A 17628-nucleotide genomic window follows, 5' to 3' on the forward strand; every position below is an offset into this window, starting at 1 on the left:
GCCTTAACAGCTAAAAGCCTACTATGCCGGTTAAAAACCCGCCCTTGATTATTTTCTCACCTTGTGGATAACATCTCCACTACCACGTTATCGTCAAATTCTGCCATCCTGTAATTTTTCCCCTTTGCTTTCCCCTGTAAACATTTGTAATTTAGGCTAACATAAAAACCTGCCTATGCAAAACTACCAACAACAGCTCCTCGGTATGTTCGTGCCCGAGGATGAAATACCCGAACAACATCGTATTGAAGAGATACATCAGCGCGAATACCTGGTGAACGGCGAAATGCGCCCATGGAACGGCGAGGTAAGCGAAGTGTATTCACCCGTAATGCTGCCCGATGCGGATGGCGTGCTGAAACGCAAACTTATAGGCACTTACCCCGTTTGTACCGAAACCGAGGCAATGGAAGCCATGGAAGCTGCCCTGCAAGCTTACGATAACGGCCGCGGCGAATGGCCCACCATGAGCATTATTGACCGCATTAAGTGCATGGATAAATTCGTGTACAAGATGATAGAGCAGCGTACGCTTATTGTTAAGCTTATTATGTGGGAGATAGGCAAATCATACGCTGATTCTGCTAAGGAGTTCGATCGTACGGTGGAATACATTAACGCTACGATAGATGGGTTGAAAGATATAGATAGGCAATCGTCGCGTTTCGAAATGGCGGAAGGGTTGGTGGCACAAATACGCCGCTCGCCGCTGGGTGTGGTGCTTTGTATGGGGCCGTTCAACTACCCGCTTAACGAAACCTTTACTACGCTAATACCCGCCCTTATTATGGGCAACACTATTTTATTTAAACCACCCAAACACGGTACGCTATTACACTACCCATTATTAGAAGCCTTCCGCGATGCATTTCCTAAAGGTGTGGTAAATACCGTTTACGGCCGTGGTGCAGTAGTAACCCCGGGCCTAATGGCGACTGGAAAAATAAACGTACTGGCTTTCATCGGTAGCAGCAAAGTGGCCAACGACCTGAAAAAACGCCATCCTAAGATAAACCGCTTGCGCGCAGTGCTTAGCCTCGATGCCAAAAACGCGGCAATTGTTACCAAACACGCTGATCTAAAACTCGCCGTAAGCGAATGTATCTTGGGTGCCCTATCGTTCAACGGGCAACGTTGCACAGCCATTAAGGTGATATTTGTGCAGAAGCACGTGGCGGATGAGTTTTTGAAATTATTAAGCGAAGCCGTAAGCGCCCTTAAGCCCGGCTTGCCATGGACCGACGGCGTAAAGCTTACCCCACTGCCCGAGCCGCATAAGCCCGCGTACTTAAAGGATTGCATAGATGATGCGATTGCTAACGGTGCCAGCGTAATGAACGAGCACGGCGGTGTAACAGCCGAGTCGTTCGTTTTCCCGGCGGTGGTATACCCTGTTAACGAGAAAATGAAGCTTTATCGCGAGGAGCAATTCGGTCCGGTGATACCCGTAATTCCCTTTGAGGATATAGAAGAAACCATCGAATACCAGATAGATTCGCCACATGGTATGCAGGTAAGCATTTTCAGCAACGATGCCAAAGAGATATCGGCACTGATAGACCCATTTGTGAACCTGGTGAGCCGCGTGAACATCAACAGCCAGTGCCAGCGCGGGCCGGACGTGTTCCCGTTCACCGGCCGTAAGGATAGCGCCGAGGGAACGCTATCGGTACATGATGCACTGCGTTCATTCTCTATCCGTTCGCTGGTTGCTACCAAGCTTAACGAAAGCAATAAGCAACTCATCAACGAGATAGTGAATGATAACGATTCAAACTTTTTGAGCACAAAGTATATTCTGTAAAATAACCTAACCCCGATGTCATCTCGAACGAGCGGCGGGGATAGTGCGGGAAGGGGCGAGGAGAGAACTTAGAGGTCGCGCCGTGCGGCTATGCAAATCGCATAAGTTCTCTCCTCACGCTACTGCGAAGGAAGCCCCGGGGCGTTCGAGATGACATGGCGGTTTTTTCCGGCTATGGACTATGGGCTATCAACTTTTTTCTTCCAGTCTATTCACCCACTCTGCCACCAGCAAATTGGGCACCCAACTGGCAAATGCTATAATAAGGTAATTATGCTCGAAGTTTACGCCATGCCCAAAGGTGTTGAATAGAAATATGTAAAACCTCAACATTACGGCCCCAAAGGCAAGCGCATAACTACGGCGCATCATTTTCTTGTGATCGGTGATATTTCCTTTCATCACCAGCACCCATCCGGCTAATGTGCTGGCAACCCATAGCGTATTTTGTAGCAGGAAGGAAATGAACACACCCGCTCCGCGGTCGACGAACAGCGTCATTACATAAGCCCCCGGCGCTCCAAAAAATAATATGCCGAACACATAAATTTTACCCAGCAATTTGTGCAGCGGGCGGTTGCTATAAACCTTTTTGCTAAACTGAAAAAAGCCGATGATGAGGATAAGACTACTACCAAAAATATGGCAGTAAAAAGCAGGCAGATACCAGCCGGTATTTACGGCGTGTTGTTTTATCTGCAAGAAAAAACTATCGTGCTTAAAACTGAGGTATTGTATGAAGGTACCGGCGCTAAGCACCAGTGCCCAAAAGAAAGCGAAATACCACAATAACCTCCTTACAATTCTCATCTCAGCGCCACGGTGGCGGGCTTGGTTATTTTTAGTTTCTTATTTATCCACTCGATATTGTATTTGTCGATGACGGTTAACGAGTCGTCTACGTTATCGTGCCGGGTGGTATCGTTGTTGTTGTAAAAGCGGTATTCAAATATCTCTTTCCACCGCGGGTTTTTAAATTTGTAGTGATAAGAAGCGTATATCTCATTCTTCATATATTGAAGCATGTCAGGAGTAACGTGGTTTACTACCGTTTTCTTTTCTTTTTCGTCCCACATATTGTCGCCAAGGACATAGCATCCTTGCAAATAGCTATCATCTAACTTTAAAAATTGTGTCGGGAAAAAACGATCCGTCCTTAAAGCTTTGATATTCCCGTTCTTTACCTGTAAATAATGATAGTAGGGGCCCTCCATCAGGTTTTTTGTGGAATCGTACATCGGCATGTAGAAACTGGAGGTGGTTTTAAACTCGAATAGTGAATCATTTATCGCCCTTAACGTGTTCTCTTTGCATTCGCCCGACAATGGGCCGCCGCCTTCTTCGTCGCCCATATACACTCCCGAGCCGAAGCCGAGAAGCTTATTCTGCCGTTTATCAACAATAACGATCTGTTTATCCTGGTACAAGCCGCCGCGCCCGCCCAAGTAATCGTTAACTACCGAGTAGAATGCGCTTTGAAACCAGTTCTCTTCTTTGTTTTCATCGCCAGTGTGTTCCACTGCAATATAACCACTACCATTTCCGCCATCTTCTTCATTCATTCCCGTCCTTAGGGGGTTAGGGAATTCCATAAACTTAGGAAGCAGGCTTAGTTCTACCATATATGATGGAGATATCACCAACGAATTAGGAGTGTTTCGCGAGTTATACTCCATTATAGTCTTACTACTTTTCTCAGACAGTTTAGCCGAGCCAGACAAATATTTTATCTTAGAAAGTATATCGCCAATTTTAAAGTCTACCATGTCTTCGCCCATGGTAAGGTCGTTCTTTAAGTAAGCATAAGTGGAGCCCTTTTTCAATACTGCAAGGTTTTCACCGTCGGTCAATGGTAACACCTGGTCATAATCTACCGGTACTACTAATTTTCCCTGCATATTGTATAGCCCCTTTTTACCGCCTTTTTCAACTTCTATCAGGCTATCTATCATACCGCCAATATTATGTACCAGGTCGTATTCTATCGGTATAACCTCTTCCATTTGCGGGTTTACAAGCCCCATTTTAAAGTCCGACTTCTTTCTGTCCTCACTTGGTTGCAGGCGATCTTCGTAATAGTAAGTATCTTCTATGGTCCCTTTGATCACATAGAACCAGGTTTTATTATCGATATGCTGAAACCAAAGCACACTATCGTACCGGCTTTTTAATTGTTCTGCTGTTTTAAATGCAGCAAGCGTGATCGGTTTATAAAGTTCCGTTTCGGGTATGGTGGCGTTTATAACTTTGTTTTGATACCTTGCATAATCAGCCCGGAAGTCGTCAGTTTTTGCCCCGGATATCTTAAATTGTTTATCTACAGTTTTGTGTATGGTGAAACTGATGCTGCTAAGGCTGCGCTCAACTTTCGGGTGTTCGAAACTAACGGTAATGCGCGCCTCTGCCGAACCGGGCTGGGTAATATCTATACCCGCATTATCCACATCAAGCGATACTTTAAAAAGAGGTTTCTTTTTACCGCTCAAGCCGGTTTTGCCCGAAAGTACATTTACCAATATTTTATTAGCCTTATCGTTATCGCCATTATCAAAGAATGACTGGGCTACTTCTGTCTGCCCGCCTTCCAGCATCGAATTGAATGTTTTCAGGAATGCCATCAGCTCGCCTTTTTCGGGTTGATTAACGGTTTTGCAGGCGTTAAATAAAAAGCCGCAAACAACAACCGCCAGCGCGGCTGCTACTATCAGGACAGGTTTAGTTTTCATGCCATAATGATAGGGAAATAAAACCGATCAAAAAAGGCCTTCATTACCGTAGGTGCCCCGCGCAAATGTGCCATAATTGCCTATAATAGTGTGGCTTATACACTATAGTATTTCCCTATATGGTATAGAAAATTGAGATGAAAACACCGCCCTTTAAAACTGTATATTTGTTGCATAAATTTTAATAAAACACCCACTATGTTAACAATAGGACAACAATTCCCAAAGTTTTCTAAAATAGCCGTAACAGGCCTTGAAAAAGGTAAAGAGTTTGAAACCATCACTTCAGACTATTTAGTGAATGATGATAACGTTTGGACAGTAATGTTCTGGTGGCCAAAAGATTTCACTTTTGTATGCCCTACCGAAATTGCTGAGTTCAACAAAAACTTCGGCGAATTCCGCGACCGCGAAACCCGTTTGATTGGTGCTTCTACCGACTCTGAGTTTGTGCACGCTGCCTGGAGAAGAGACCACGACGATTTGCGCGACCTTAAATTCCCGATGCTGGCTGATACTTCTAAATCATTAGCTGAAGACCTGGGCATATTAGAGCCTAACGAAAAAATTGCTTACCGCGCTACTTTCATCATCGACCCTACCGGTATCATCCGTTGGGTAAGCGTTAACGACCTGAGCGTAGGCCGTAACGTAAAAGAAGTATTGCGTGTACTGGATGGTTTGCAAACCGACGAGCTTTGCCCTTGCAACTGGGAAAAAGGCCAGGAAACCCTTACCGTTTAATATTAATACCCCATCATATACCGCCCTCGCATCTGTAAGGATGCAGGGCTTTTTTATACCGTTATATTTTAACTACCATGAGCGAAAGCACCGAACTGATACAAGAGATATTACAAAGCTTAGGGCTTGATACTGCCTACCGTACTGCAAGCCTAACCCTGTTAGAAAAAGGCGAATCGCGCTATTTACGCGATTTTAAGCTGAACCACACCAGCACCCTTACATCGGCACACCTTACCGAAAAAGAATGCGCCCTGTTGGGTTTAAGCACCGCTATTAATAACAATAATACGCCGCTTACCAACTATTACACCACTTACGCCGAAGCACAGGGCGCTACCCCTGCCGAAATTGCTGATGCAGCGGGTTGTGCATCGTTACTGGCATCAAACAACGTGTTCTATCGTTTCCGCCACTTTACGCAGAAAGAGAAATACACCCAGATACCTGCCCGTATACGCATGCAGCTGATGATGAAGCCTGCTACCGGCAAAGAATTTTTCGAACTGTTGAGCCTGGCCATATCGGCTGTTAACGGTTGCGAAATGTGTGTGAACGCACACGAAGATTCGCTTATTAAGCTGGGAACCACCGAAGAACGTATTTTTGATGCCGTGCGTATTGCATCATTAGTTACGGCTACAGGTAAAATAATATTTTAATTTTTTCCTTAAACAAAAAAGGGGACGCTTTTGGCGCCCCCTTTTTTGTAACTACAGTTAACATGAAAATTAAGTGAAATAAAATTTGGGTTTGTTAATTAAAAACAACTAATTTTATAGCATAAGATTATAAAACCTCTCCTATTCATAATTTTTTTTAACTAACACTTTGTGAACCCGGAGGGGGATTACAAATTTAATTGTTGATTTTTTTGGAGAAACCGTTCAGCCTGCAAGCTGAACGGTTTTGTTTTTTAGTGGGCATCTGCCACTGCTTTCAGCTTTTTAAACGGCTGTAAATAAAGCAGCGGTATCGAAAACAGCATCACCAGCCCCGATATCCAGTAAGCATCATCGTAGGTTAGCAGCATAGTTTGGCGCGTTACCGTGCCTTCAATAGCTGCATAGGCCATGTGCATAGCATCTAAAGCGCTTTTACCTTTCGCCATAAAGGCATGCTGCAGCATGTTCAAACGCTCGTTAAAAGCATTGTTATACGGGTTAATGTAGGTAAGCAGATCGCTGCGGTGTTTGCCCTGGCGGATGTGGATGATGGTTGTTAAGGCAGCAATACCGAAGGAACCGCCAAGCTGCCTCATCATGTTGTTCAACCCCGAACCCTGGCCAATTTCCGGGCCTTTCAGGTCGGCCATGGCCAGTGTGGTTAAAGGTACGAATAGTAAAGCCATACCTACGCCACGGATAAGCAATGGTATCAACACATCTTTTTCGCCGGTAGCCAATGTGGAGTTGCTCAGCATCCATGTGAATACAAAGAACAGGAACATACCCGCAGTGGCCATAAATTGCGCCGGGATACCTTTGTTAAGCATTTTACCTATAAAGGGCATCATAAATATGGTACACAAACCACCGGGGAAAAGCAACTCGCCCGTTTGCTGCGCATTAAAACCAAGCAGGTTTTGGCAGAACACCGGGAATACGAACACCGAACCATACAAGCCGAAGCCTAATATGAACGAGGTGAACATACCCACAGCAAAACTGCGGTGCCGCATAATGCTGAAGTTTACAATCGGGTGGTCGGTACTCATTTCTCTCCATATAAATAATATGGTACCCAATACAGCGGTTACGGTTAAAACAATGATGTATGTTTTAGCGAACCAGTCTTCCGACTCACCTTTTTCCAAAATGGTTTGCAAGCTACCTACTGCAACGGCAAGTAAACCGATACCCCACCAGTCGATGGGTTTCTTCTCGGACTTGGGTGTTTCGTTAATGAACGTATAGGTAAGGAATGCTGCTAAAGCACCCACCGGAAGGTTCACATAAAATATCCACGGCCACGAGAAGTTCTCGGTTATCCAGCCGCCAATGGTTGGGCCTACGGTAGGGCCTACAACCGCACCTAAACCAAACAGCGCTGTTGCTGTACCGATCTGCTCGCGGGGCCAGGTTTCTATCAGGATGGTTTGCCCGGTTGATATTAAGCCACCACCTGCAATACCCTGCAGTATACGGAACACTACCAACTCATCAAGCGAAGTTGCATTACCGCAAAGGAACGAGGCAATGGTAAACACAATGATGGAGGTAAGAAAGTATTGCTTACGCCCGAAACGCCCGCCCAGCCAGCCCGACATGGGCAGGATGATAACGTTGGCTACGGCGTAGCCGGTAACCACCCATGCAATATCCTCGAGAGTTGCACCAAGGTTACCTTGTATGTGGGGTATAGCTACGTTTACGATGGTGGTATCTATCAGCTCCAGGAGCGATGCCATGATCACCGTAATTGTAATTATCCACTTTTTAAAGCCAGTTTCAGCCATGGTATTAGTCTTTAGTGATCACAGAAACGTCTACGCTCATGCCGGGGCGTAGTTTAGCAAGGTCTTCTTTGCTGCCCGATATTTTAATTTTAACAGGCACACGCTGAACAACCTTTACAAAGTTACCGGTAGCATTATCCGGTGGCAATAACGAGAATTTAGCACCTGTAGCAGGCGAGAAGTTGTAAACCTGTCCTTCAACTTTCAGGTCGGGGTAGGCATCAACTTTCACTTCTACTTTTTGGCCGTTCTGGATTTTTTCTAACTGGGTTTCTTTAAAGTTGGCAGTAACATAAATGCTGTTATCGTTAACGATAGAGAACAGCGTTTGGCCGGCTTGTACCAATTGGCCTATCTGCACATTCTTTTTAGATACCAGGCCCGATGCCGGTGCTTTAACATGGGTGTAGCTTAATTGCAGGTTGGCATAATCAATATCAACTTGCCTTTGGCTTACACCGGTGTTGGTAACCTTTAACTGGTTGCGGGTAGTTGCTACCTGCTCTAATGCAGCTTTGTATTTATCTTGCATAGCGTTGTAGGTAGCCTGTGCAACATCAAGGTCGGCTTTTGCCTGGTCGAACTGCTGGCGGGTAACCGAACCGTCTTTTACCAGGTTGGCATAACGTGCGTAGTCTTTCTGTACTTTTTCTAAACGGGCAGCAGCCGATGCTACATCAGCTTTTGCGCTTGATGAGTTGGCTATGGTTGATGATATTTGGCCTTCGCTTACGCCAATGTTTGCGCTTGCGCCAACTTGTGCAGCTTGTGCCTGCTCTAATTTTACTTTGTAGTCGCGGTCGTCAATTTTAACCAGCAGCTGGCCTTTGTCAACGTGGGTGTTTTCTTCAAAAGAGATGCTGTCTACATAGCCGCCAACGCGTGCTACTACCGGGCTTATGTCGCCGTCTATTTGTGCGTCGTCGGTATCAACGTGTTTGCTGAAGTATATATATTCTTTAACACCGAAAATAATGCCACCGATAAGTATTATCCCTAATATGATAGGAAGAACTTTATTGGGTTTCTTTTTGGTTTCTGTTTCCTGAGTTGCCATTGTATTTGCTTTTTAAGAGTATTATTTGTTAAGAGTTCCGGTTGATTTTAGTAGCGTGTAATAAGCTAAGCCTGCATCGGCTTTTGCCAGTTCCAGGTTAATTTGTGCCTGGTAAAGTAAGGTTTGCGCGTCGGCACGGTCAGTGGCCGATGATATGTTGCTTTTGTATTTCGATTCCAGTATCCTGTTGTTCTCGTTGGCCTGGTTTATCGATGTTTGTAGCAGGTTTATCTTATCTATGGCTGTTTTGTAAGCCTGGTAGTTTTGGTTTACCTCGTTTTTGATGTTATCGGTATAGATGCCTTTGTTGATCACAACTTCTTCGCGTTGCAAACGGGCCTCGGTAACCTTGTTCTTGTTGGTCCAAAGGGTGCCGAAGTTCCAACCTAAGGTTAAGCCTAATGATATCGGTGTAATAAAGTTGCCGCTTTTTGGTATTGGGTTAGCCGCTACACCAACATAGTAAGCACTGCCCGATGCCGAAAGCGTAGGCGATGCGTTTGCTTTGATGCTTTTGATATTGGTTTCGGCAACTTGCGTGCGCAGGTCCATTTGTTTTAGTTCGGCGCGGTGAGCAAGTGCTGTGTCAATATAGTTGGCCAAAGGTGCAGCCTCTGTATTAGCATCGTTTATTTGTGCAATGGTTAACTGCTCAGTTTCGGGCAGGCCAAGCAAAATATCCATATTATAGTTAATGATGCGGCGGTTGTTCTCCAGATCGATACCGTTCAGCTCGATGTTAGAGCGTTGCAATTGGAAACGCAATACGTCGTTCTTAGTAACCAAGCCCTGATCGAAGAAACGTTGCGATTGTTTTATCTGTGCATCAACAGTTGCTAAGTTTTGCTCAACAACTTTTTTGGCCTGCAATACTTTGTACAAGTTGTAGTAGGCGCTTATAACGTTGTAGGCGATCTGGTCGCGGTCATTCACGGCATCTAAACGGGCTACTTGTGTAAGCAGGTTAGTACTTTCGCGGGCGTAGCGCAGTTTGTTGCCTGCCCAAATGGTTTGGTTTAACGATACCGTACCCAACCATGCATTGGCACTGGTAGGCAGATTGATAGATTCTTCGCCAAAAGTTAGCTTATTGGCCGGTATTTGTGCGCGGTTATAACCAAAGCTGGCTTTGCCGGTAGGCAGCGCCTGGTCTTTTGCCTGCTCAAATTGCGATACCGCCTGGTCTATCTTCGATTGCGATAGCTTCAGCGTTTTGCTGTTTTCCAATCCCAGCTTAACGGCTTCGTCAAGCGTGATGGCTCTGTCTTGCGCCGCTGCAGGGTTGGTAACAAGTAATGCTGCAACTAATGCAGCAAAACCACCCGCGGCCTTAACAGCTCTTGTAAGTAGGTGAGGTTTCAAGGGACTATTATTTATTGTTGTCATTTTCGTTGAGTAAGTAAGCTTTAAAAATATCTTTCAGGTATTTGGTCATACGGGGTTTTAAGATTTCCTCCTGAATTTTGCCATCCAGCACATCATAACCCAATATGGCCGATGAAATATGCGGGGTATTAACGATATAGTTTTTAGTGCCGAACATGGTTGCTACCACCATATCCTGATCCACCGTTTTATTGAACGAATCGTTCTCAATACCCTCGGTAATAATGTTGCGGAAAACCAATACGTTCTTCATCACAATAGGGGTTATCCTGTCGGTAAGCTCGGTTTTTTTTGTTTTTGATATTTCGCGGTGCAGCATAATGTGGAAACAACTGTTATTTACAGCACGTTCTACATAGCTATCTATAAATTTTTCGAGTTTCTCCCAGGATGAAGTGGTTTCGTCGTTACCTATTTCGGCTAATAATTTTTGAAAGTAAGTAATGCGGCGCTCAAATATGGCCAGGAACAACCCTTCTTTTGATCCGAAGTAATAATTTAGCATGGCCATGTTCACGCCGGCCTCGCCCGAAATAGCACGGGTTGAAGCGCCATCGTACCCAAATTCTGCAAAGATCTTTTCAGCAACATCCAGGATATGATCCTTTTTATCTGTTTTCTCTTTTTCCATTGTGGTAATTATCACGGCACAAAATTAATCAATCGATTAATTAAGTCAATGGCGCTTTGTCAGTAAATTGTAAGACATTGATAATCATGCCAAAAAAATTAATCGATTGATTGGTTTTTGAAGAAATACTCCCTCCAAGCGGGAGGGGTGCGGCAGGCTGTGCGCAAATGCGGGGAGGGTTTAGCCGCAAAGCATTGTCGGATATGGTTCGTTAACCCCTTCCTGCACCTTCCCAAGGGAAGGAATCGTACATTCCCCTGCACTCTGTTGAACCAAACTCTTCTGCCCACCGTCACCCCCATATAATATTATTGCTACGTTTTACCCTGCTATAGCCCTTTGTAATATATTTGTTTTATGAAGCGTACTCTGCTGTTTACCATCGCCTTATTTATCGGCATCAACAATACAAAAGCGCAAACCGCTCCCCCGAGCGACCTGGGCACCATCAAACAGAATTTTAAAAAACTGAACGTACTGGGTAGTGTACTATACATTGCTGCCCACCCTGACGACGAGAATACCCGCCTGCTGGCCTACCTGGCGCAGGAGAAACATTACCGCACGGGTTACCTCTCGCTCACCCGTGGCGATGGGGGGCAAAACCTGATAGGCAATGAACAAAGCGAACTTTTAGGCCTTATACGCACGCAGGAATTGTTAGCTGCGCGTAGGGTAGACGGTGCCGAGCAATTTTTTAGCCGTGCTACCGATTTTGGATTTTCTAAAAATCCCGAAGAGACCCTGAAGTTTTGGGGTAAGGATAAAATATTGGGCGATATGGTTTGGGTAATACGCCAGTTTAGGCCCGATGTAATGATATGCCGCTTCCCTACAACAGGCGAAGGCGGGCATGGTAACCACACGGCATCGGCCATATTAGCGCAGGAGGCCTTTAGCGCTGCCGCCGACCCAAAACGCTACCCCGAACAATTGAAACATGGTGTTACAGTATGGCAGGCAAAACGTTTGCTTTGGAACACCTTTAGCTTCGGTAATGTGAATACCACCAGCGAAGACCAGTTTAAACTGAACGTTGGTGGGTACAACCCCACACTTGGCGAAAGCTACGGCGAAATAGCAGCAGAAAGCCGCAGCAATCACAAAACCCAGGGCTTTGGTTCGGCCCGCCAGCGTGGCGATGCCTTCGAGTATTTTAAAACCATTTTAGGAGATGCGCCAAAAACCGACTTGATGGATGGCGTGAATACCACCTGGGCACGCATCCCCGGCGGCGCGCCAATAGGAACAGAACTGGCAACGGTTAGCAAAAGCTTTAACGATGATGAACCGTCAGCTTCAGTGCCTGCATTGTTAAAGTTATTGGATAAAGTGGATATGGAATTCGGCCGCGATAAAGCTATGCAAACGGTAAGGCTGCGCCCCGAAGCGGTGGAAGATTATACCTATTGGCATAAGCAGAAAACTAAGGAGTTGAAGGACTTGATAGCCGCCTGCGCGGGATTGTGGTTCGAGGCGTATGCGCCCGAGCAAAGCTATGCCGTTGGTGATAAATTGGATTTGAGAGCGCAGATGTTTACACCATTCGCTCTTCCCATGAGCGATATGCAAATCTCTGTTGACGGCACAGTTCTCTATCTAAATATACCCGATAATGCATTTGTTTTAAGCCCGGGAAAGTTGAGCACAGAGCAATTACGACCTTTTACCTTAAAAAAGATCACTCAACCTTACTGGCTGGAGGCTCCGCACGGTATTGCCAGCTATGTATTGGCCAACGACACGCTTGCAGGCCCTCCTGAAAATACCGACGCGCCTACCGCGAAATTCGAATTTACTATGGATGGAAGGAAGCTGGCATACTATCGTAAAGTAATGTACAAGTATGTTGACCCTGCCCGTGGAGAGATCTATCAGCCATTGGAAATAACTCCACCAGTTACCGCTAACATTGCCGAGAAGACCTATGTTTACAATAGCGCCGTGCCCCAAGTTATACAGGTAAAGCTTAAAAGTTTTACCAACGCAAGCGGCAGCATTAGTATAAAACCAATTGCTGGCTGGAAAATAACCGGTGCGGCCAATTTTGCTGATAAGAAAAAAGGCGATGAGTGGACCGCCTCATTCACCGTTGCGCCGACAGACGGTAAATCTAATACGGCAAACCTTGATGTTGTTGTTACTGCCAATGGCAAAACCTTTTCGCAAGGTTTGCTCAATATCAGGTACACACACGTACCGGCTATAACTATTTTCCCTCCGGCGCAAGCTAAACTGGTAAACATAGACTTGAAAACCGCAGGTAAAAAGATAGGCTACATAGCTGGTGCAGGCGATTTAATACCGGATGCCTTGCGCGAAGTAGGCTATGATGTGCATCAGCTAAGCGAAAACGAAGTAATAAACGGCGACCTGTCTGCCTACAATGCCATAGTAGTTGGCGTAAGGGCTTACAATGTGAACCAACGCCTTGCTTACCAGCAGCCTAAACTAATGGAGTATGTAAAAAACGGCGGAAACCTGGTGGTACAATACAACAACAACAATGGCCTGGTTACAAAAAACCTTGGTCCGTACCCTTTCCAGCCGGTTAACCAAAGGGTAACTACAGAAGATTCGCCCGTTACCATTTTGGATAAGGATAGCCCGGTATTAAACTACCCTAACAAAATAACGCAAGACGATTTTAAAGATTGGATACAGGAACGCAGCGTATACATGGTGAGCAACATAGACCCTGAATACAAAACTCCGCTACAAATGGGCGACCCGGGCGAGCCGCAAAGCAATGGCTCACTCATCGTTGCCAATTATGGTGAGGGGCGTTTCGTGTATACCTCGCTGGTATTCTTCAGGGAGTTACCTGCAGGTGTGCCGGGTGCTTACAGGCTGTTCGTGAATTTGTTAAGCAAGCCGCCAAAGAAAGAAGGCGTGGGGTATAAAAGTAAATAGCGATAACAAAACGCCACACCGAAAAAAGTCTCGGCGTGGCGTATTTGTTCTTGTTGATAAAGCTTCTTAAATAGCACCTTTGTCATCCTGAGCGATAGCGAAGGATCTAATAACCACAATGCATTAGTCCGTTTGCAAATCGGCGATCAGATGCTTCGTGCCTCAACATAACAATTTTTTTGTCCCTGCAGGTTCTCCTGATAACAGAACCTGCAGCGCGAACGAACTATTGCTTAAACGCATCCTGCATCATTTGCTGCAGTTCTACCTGGTGGCCCTGTACAGCTTGCTGTCCCAATTCTGCTCCTTTTTGTAACAGTAGTGGCTGCTTTTCGTTCAGCTTTAAACCCAACGGCGAGCGATAGAAAACAGCAAGGTCTTTTAATTCCTTCTCGGTAAAATTTTGCGCATATAAACTGGCCATTTGGTCTTTCATGGTGTCCCAACTGATGTATTTCACCATGAATGCATTCATCACCTCTATAAATTTGGTGCGTTTATCTTCGGGTATGCTTTTGCTGGCTTGTGCAAGCATCGTTTCCATACTCGATTTAAACATGGCATCGGCCTTTGCGGCTAACAAAACATCTTCAGCGGCCTTTAAATGAGCCGGGGTTATTGTAGTGGTAGCGGCAGTTTGTGCTTTGGCAAATGCGCAAAACAATAACAGTACAAGGGTTAGTTTTAATTTCATGGTTAGATCTTTATAAATATCTTACGAATATAGAATACCCACATCACCAGCCAAAGTATCAGCACAATTAAAATTGCGCCAACCAATGAAGCGTTCACCGGCGAGAAGTGTGGCTCGATGAGGTGCTGGTAAATATTCTTATCGTCCCAACGAATAAGATTATAGTAATGTGGAATAAAGCCCGAAAGAACATAAGCCGCAATGGCATTAGTGCCGAAAACTACAAAAGGGTAGGTGAAGCGTTTACGGCCCTGCACATCTATCAGCCAAAAGCAAAGCGCCAGCCCAATAGTTGCCAGTCCGCCGGTGTATAGTACAAATGAGCTTGTCCACAAGGCTTTGTTGATGGGAAAGAACAGGTCCCAAAACAGCGCCAGCACCACAGCAATAACACCATAAGTGAACATCCAACTTACTTTTACCGTATCGTCTCGGTCTTTACGTTTTAGCCAGGTGCCCACTCGCATGCCGAATAAGCCTGTGCCAATGGCAGGTAAGGTACCCAGTAAACCTTCCGGATCCCAGGTGCGCGAAGAGCGCCAAAGGTGGTCGGGCGTAAGCAAGGTGCGGTCTATCCAGGCACCCAAGTTGGTTTCGGGTTCGAGGTTGGCATAACCCACGCCGGGCACGGGCACAAATGTCATTAACAAATAGTAACCGACCAACGCGATAACAAATACCCAGTCTCGCGTTTTTTGCGAGGTTTTTAAATAAAGCACGGTGCAAATAAAGTACACCATGGCAATGCGTGGTAACACGCCGGGCAGGCGTAGTTTACTCAGATCGAAATTCCAGCGGAGAATAACCTGCGTACACCAGGTGATGAGCATCATTACAAACATCCGGCGCAAGGCCGTCCATATCATCCTCGACTGATTCTCGCCCGATGCCTTCCGGCTTTCCATTGCGTAAACAATAGATACGCCCACCATGAACAAGAAGAAAGGGAACACCAGGTCGGTTGGTGTACAGCCATTCCACACCGAATGTTCTAACGGCGCATAAATGTGCCCCCAATCGCCGGGGTCGTTAACCAATATCATGGTAGCAATGGTAGCTCCCCTGAAAACATCAAGGGAAAGCAGTCGGGGGGATTTGGTGAGGGCTGCGGTCATTATCTAATGCTATTATTAAATAATGTCATTGCGAGGTACGAAGCAATCTCATAGGACAGGTGGCGAACTTTGCATACGCTAATATCCTATGAGATTGCCGCGCTATCGCTCGCAATGACATGGTGGTGAATGTATGATAACAAAAGAGGCGCGATGTGTCGCGCCTCCACGTAAAATTAAAACTTGTACCTCACAAAAGCCTCCATGGCTGCATATTCCGCCATACCGAGCTTATCATAGCAAACGGCAGTTTCGCGGTTACGGTCCTCGGCGCGTACCCAGAACTCGCGGGCATCATCGCCGGGGAATACCGGGGTATCTTTCTGGCTTTGGTGCTTGAAGATCGCATCGCGCTTGCGCAATACTTCGGCAGGCGATAATGGTACAGCCATCTCAATCTCGTGGGTAGCAAACTCGTGCCATGCACCGCGGTACAGCCACATCCAGCAATCTTTTACCCACTCTTCGGTTTCTTTTAAGCGTTGCAGGGCAGCGAGGATAATGTTGAAGCAAACGATGTGCGTACCGTTAGGGTCGGCGAAATCGCCTGCTGCAAAAACCTGGTGTGGCTTTATTTTTTGCAGAAGCTCCATAGTTAACAGGATATCCTCTTCGCCAACGGCATTCTTCTTGGTTTTGCCTGTTTCGTAAAAAGGCAAAGCCTGGAAATGGATATTGCTATCCGGCAAGCCTGCGTAACGTGCACCGGCTATCGCTTCGGTTTTACGGATGAAACCTTTAACATTGCGTATCTCCTGCGTATCTACCTGGTTAGGTACTTTGTTCTCGATGAAATGGCGCATCTCGCCGTAAAGTTTTTTCAGCTCAGCAGCATCTTCGCCAACACTTTCTTTAAAGTCGATAGCGAACTCTACATAACGCAATACATCATCATCCCATACTGCAGTATTGCCCGATGTTTGGTATGCTACGTGTACATCATGCCCCTGGTCAACGAGCCTAATAAATGTACCACCCATAGATATTACATCATCGTCGGGGTGCGGGGAGAATACGATAGAGCGCTTGCGTGCCGGTTCGGCACGTTCGGGGCGCTGGCTGTCATCAGCACCCGGCTTACCACCCGGCCAACCGGTAATGGTATGCTGTACCTGGTTAAATATGTCGATATTGATATTGTATACCGGCCCTTGCTCCACGGCAAGCTGCGCCATGCCATGCGCATTGTAATCTTCTTCGGTCAGTTTTAAGATAGGCTTACCTACGGCGCCTGATAGCCAGATAACGGCTTTTTTAATTAAAGCATTTTCCCAAACGCAATCCTTAACCAGCCATGGGGTGTTAAAGCGCGTTAAGTCAGAAGCAGCACCCTGGTCCAATACGAATTCAACACTATCAGAAAGCTGCAGGAAGGTAGCAGGTACTTCGCCTGATATTTCGCCTTCTACAGCTTTTTGTACGATAGGCGCTTTTTTGGCGCTCCATGCCATCAGGATAATTTCGCGGGCTTTAAAGATAGTACCAACGCCCATGGTGATGGCTTTGGTAGGTACATTCTCTTTACCACCAAAATCGCGCGAAGCATCGCGGCGGGTAAGGTCGTCAAGCGTTACCAAACGGGTACCCGAGTTGGGTGCAGAGCCAGGCTCATTGAAGCCAATGTGCCCGGTACGCCCTATACCCAATAGCTGCAAATCCAAACCGCCAAGCTCTTCTATCTGGCGTTCGTAATCTAAACAGAAGGCAGCCACATCATCCTGTGCCAAGGTACCATCGGGGATGTGCACTAAAGCTTTATCGATATCGATATGGTCGAATAAATTCTCGTTCATGAAAGTAACGTAGCTTTGGGCAGCATCAGGCTTCATAGGGTAGTACTCATCCAGGTTGAAAGTTACTACATCCTTAAATGATAAGCCTTCTTCTTTGTGCAGGCGAATCAGCTCGGCATAAACGCCGATGGGCGTTACGCCGGTAGCCAAACCCAGAACGGTTTGCTGCCCTGCTGCCTGTTTGCCGCGTATCAGCTTTGCTATGCGTGCCGCTACCGCCAGCGATGCCTCTTTTTGGTTGGCATACACGCTAACGGGCAGCTTCTCGTACCTCGTCTCTTCCAATAAATTTAATCGTGCCATAAAT

13 protein-coding genes are annotated in these 17628 nt (G+C 46.1%); 4 read left to right on the forward strand and 9 right to left on the reverse strand.

The annotated features are described in order from the left end of the window. The first annotated feature begins 205 nt into the window (after positions 1-205). Positions 206-1804 (forward strand): NADP-dependent glyceraldehyde-3-phosphate dehydrogenase, encoded by a 1599-nt coding sequence (locus BC343_RS05620; RefSeq protein WP_143822076.1) that lies wholly within the window; start codon positions 206-208, stop codon positions 1802-1804. A 189-nt stretch (positions 1805-1993) separates the two neighbouring features. On the opposite strand, the gene BC343_RS05625 is transcribed toward BC343_RS05620, so the two are convergent. After that, positions 1994-2614, reverse strand: coding sequence for a DUF2306 domain-containing protein (locus BC343_RS05625; protein ID WP_078346750.1), 621 nt, complete (start codon positions 2612-2614; stop codon positions 1994-1996). Continuing rightward, complete coding sequence (locus tag BC343_RS05630; RefSeq protein ID WP_078346752.1) at positions 2611-4530, reverse strand: WG repeat-containing protein; 1920 nt, start codon at positions 4528-4530, stop codon at positions 2611-2613. The genes BC343_RS05625 and BC343_RS05630 overlap by 4 nt, the downstream gene beginning before the upstream one ends. A 198-nt stretch (positions 4531-4728) precedes the next feature. On the opposite strand from BC343_RS05630, the gene BC343_RS05635 reads away from it, so the two are divergent. Then, entirely contained in the window at positions 4729-5274 is a 546-nt protein-coding gene (locus BC343_RS05635; RefSeq protein ID WP_078346754.1) for a peroxiredoxin, read from the forward strand. A gap of 77 nt (positions 5275-5351) precedes the next feature. Beyond that, positions 5352-5936, forward strand: a complete 585-nt coding sequence (locus BC343_RS05640; protein WP_078346755.1) for a carboxymuconolactone decarboxylase family protein — start codon at positions 5352-5354, stop codon at positions 5934-5936. A gap of 254 nt (positions 5937-6190) precedes the next feature. On the opposite strand, the gene BC343_RS05645 is transcribed toward BC343_RS05640, so the two are convergent. From BC343_RS05645 to BC343_RS05660, 4 genes are read right to left on the reverse strand one after another with little or no spacing between them, the layout of a single operon-like run. Further along, positions 6191-7732, reverse strand: coding sequence for a DHA2 family efflux MFS transporter permease subunit (locus tag BC343_RS05645; protein ID WP_078346757.1), 1542 nt, complete (start codon positions 7730-7732; stop codon positions 6191-6193). A 4-nt stretch (positions 7733-7736) separates the two neighbouring features. Beyond that, complete coding sequence (locus BC343_RS05650; protein ID WP_078346758.1) at positions 7737-8789, reverse strand: HlyD family secretion protein; 1053 nt, start codon at positions 8787-8789, stop codon at positions 7737-7739. A gap of 21 nt (positions 8790-8810) precedes the next feature. Further along, positions 8811-10151: a TolC family protein gene (locus BC343_RS05655; RefSeq protein ID WP_238381708.1), complete on the reverse strand. Its 1341-nt coding sequence runs from the start codon at positions 10149-10151 to the stop codon at positions 8811-8813. A gap of 7 nt (positions 10152-10158) precedes the next feature. Next, positions 10159-10806 carry a TetR/AcrR family transcriptional regulator gene (locus BC343_RS05660; protein WP_078346760.1) on the reverse strand — a complete coding sequence of 216 codons (648 nt, stop codon included), beginning with the start codon at positions 10804-10806 and terminating at the stop codon, positions 10159-10161. 357 nt (positions 10807-11163) lie between these two features. Here BC343_RS05660 and BC343_RS05665 point away from each other — a divergent pair, with 357 nt between their 5' ends. Further along, positions 11164-13719, forward strand: a complete 2556-nt coding sequence (locus tag BC343_RS05665) for a PIG-L family deacetylase (RefSeq protein ID WP_078346761.1) — start codon at positions 11164-11166, stop codon at positions 13717-13719. Between the two features lie 226 nt (positions 13720-13945). On the opposite strand, the gene BC343_RS05670 is transcribed toward BC343_RS05665, so the two are convergent. From BC343_RS05670 to BC343_RS05680, 3 genes are all read right to left on the reverse strand, one after another. Next, positions 13946-14413 carry a DUF2059 domain-containing protein gene (locus BC343_RS05670; protein ID WP_078346762.1) on the reverse strand — a complete coding sequence of 156 codons (468 nt, stop codon included), beginning with the start codon at positions 14411-14413 and terminating at the stop codon, positions 13946-13948. 2 nt (positions 14414-14415) lie between these two features. Continuing rightward, on the reverse strand, positions 14416-15528 hold the full coding sequence (locus BC343_RS05675) for an acyltransferase family protein (RefSeq protein ID WP_078346763.1): 1113 nt from the start codon (positions 15526-15528) through the stop codon (positions 14416-14418). A 176-nt stretch (positions 15529-15704) separates the two neighbouring features. Beyond that, positions 15705-17624: a glucosamine-6-phosphate deaminase gene (locus BC343_RS05680; protein ID WP_078346764.1), complete on the reverse strand. Its 1920-nt coding sequence runs from the start codon at positions 17622-17624 to the stop codon at positions 15705-15707. Between the last annotated feature and the right edge of the window lie 4 nt (positions 17625-17628).

The sequence above is a fragment of the Mucilaginibacter pedocola genome, assembly GCF_002013915.1.
GTDB classification, from domain to species: Bacteria; Bacteroidota; Bacteroidia; order Sphingobacteriales; family Sphingobacteriaceae; genus Mucilaginibacter; species Mucilaginibacter pedocola.

What these genes read in the sequence shown, in the direction of transcription:
- BC343_RS05660 (WP_078346760.1), bottom strand. Translation starts at nt 10,806, where the DNA reads ATGGAAAAAGAGAAAACAGATAAAAAGGATCATATCCTGGATGTTGCT.
- BC343_RS05630 (WP_078346752.1), bottom strand. Translation starts at nt 4,530, where the DNA reads ATGAAAACTAAACCTGTCCTGATAGTAGCAGCCGCGCTGGCGGTTGTT.
- BC343_RS05680 (WP_078346764.1), bottom strand. Translation starts at nt 17,624, where the DNA reads ATGGCACGATTAAATTTATTGGAAGAGACGAGGTACGAGAAGCTGCCC.
- BC343_RS05675 (WP_078346763.1), bottom strand. Translation starts at nt 15,528, where the DNA reads ATGACCGCAGCCCTCACCAAATCCCCCCGACTGCTTTCCCTTGATGTT.
- BC343_RS05620 (WP_143822076.1), top strand. Translation starts at nt 206, where the DNA reads ATGTTCGTGCCCGAGGATGAAATACCCGAACAACATCGTATTGAAGAG.
- BC343_RS05650 (WP_078346758.1), bottom strand. Translation starts at nt 8,789, where the DNA reads ATGGCAACTCAGGAAACAGAAACCAAAAAGAAACCCAATAAAGTTCTT.
- BC343_RS05640 (WP_078346755.1), top strand. Translation starts at nt 5,352, where the DNA reads ATGAGCGAAAGCACCGAACTGATACAAGAGATATTACAAAGCTTAGGG.
- BC343_RS05670 (WP_078346762.1), bottom strand. Translation starts at nt 14,413, where the DNA reads ATGAAATTAAAACTAACCCTTGTACTGTTATTGTTTTGCGCATTTGCC.
- BC343_RS05665 (WP_078346761.1), top strand. Translation starts at nt 11,164, where the DNA reads ATGAAGCGTACTCTGCTGTTTACCATCGCCTTATTTATCGGCATCAAC.
- BC343_RS05645 (WP_078346757.1), bottom strand. Translation starts at nt 7,732, where the DNA reads ATGGCTGAAACTGGCTTTAAAAAGTGGATAATTACAATTACGGTGATC.
- BC343_RS05635 (WP_078346754.1), top strand. Translation starts at nt 4,729, where the DNA reads ATGTTAACAATAGGACAACAATTCCCAAAGTTTTCTAAAATAGCCGTA.
- BC343_RS05625 (WP_078346750.1), bottom strand. Translation starts at nt 2,614, where the DNA reads ATGAGAATTGTAAGGAGGTTATTGTGGTATTTCGCTTTCTTTTGGGCA.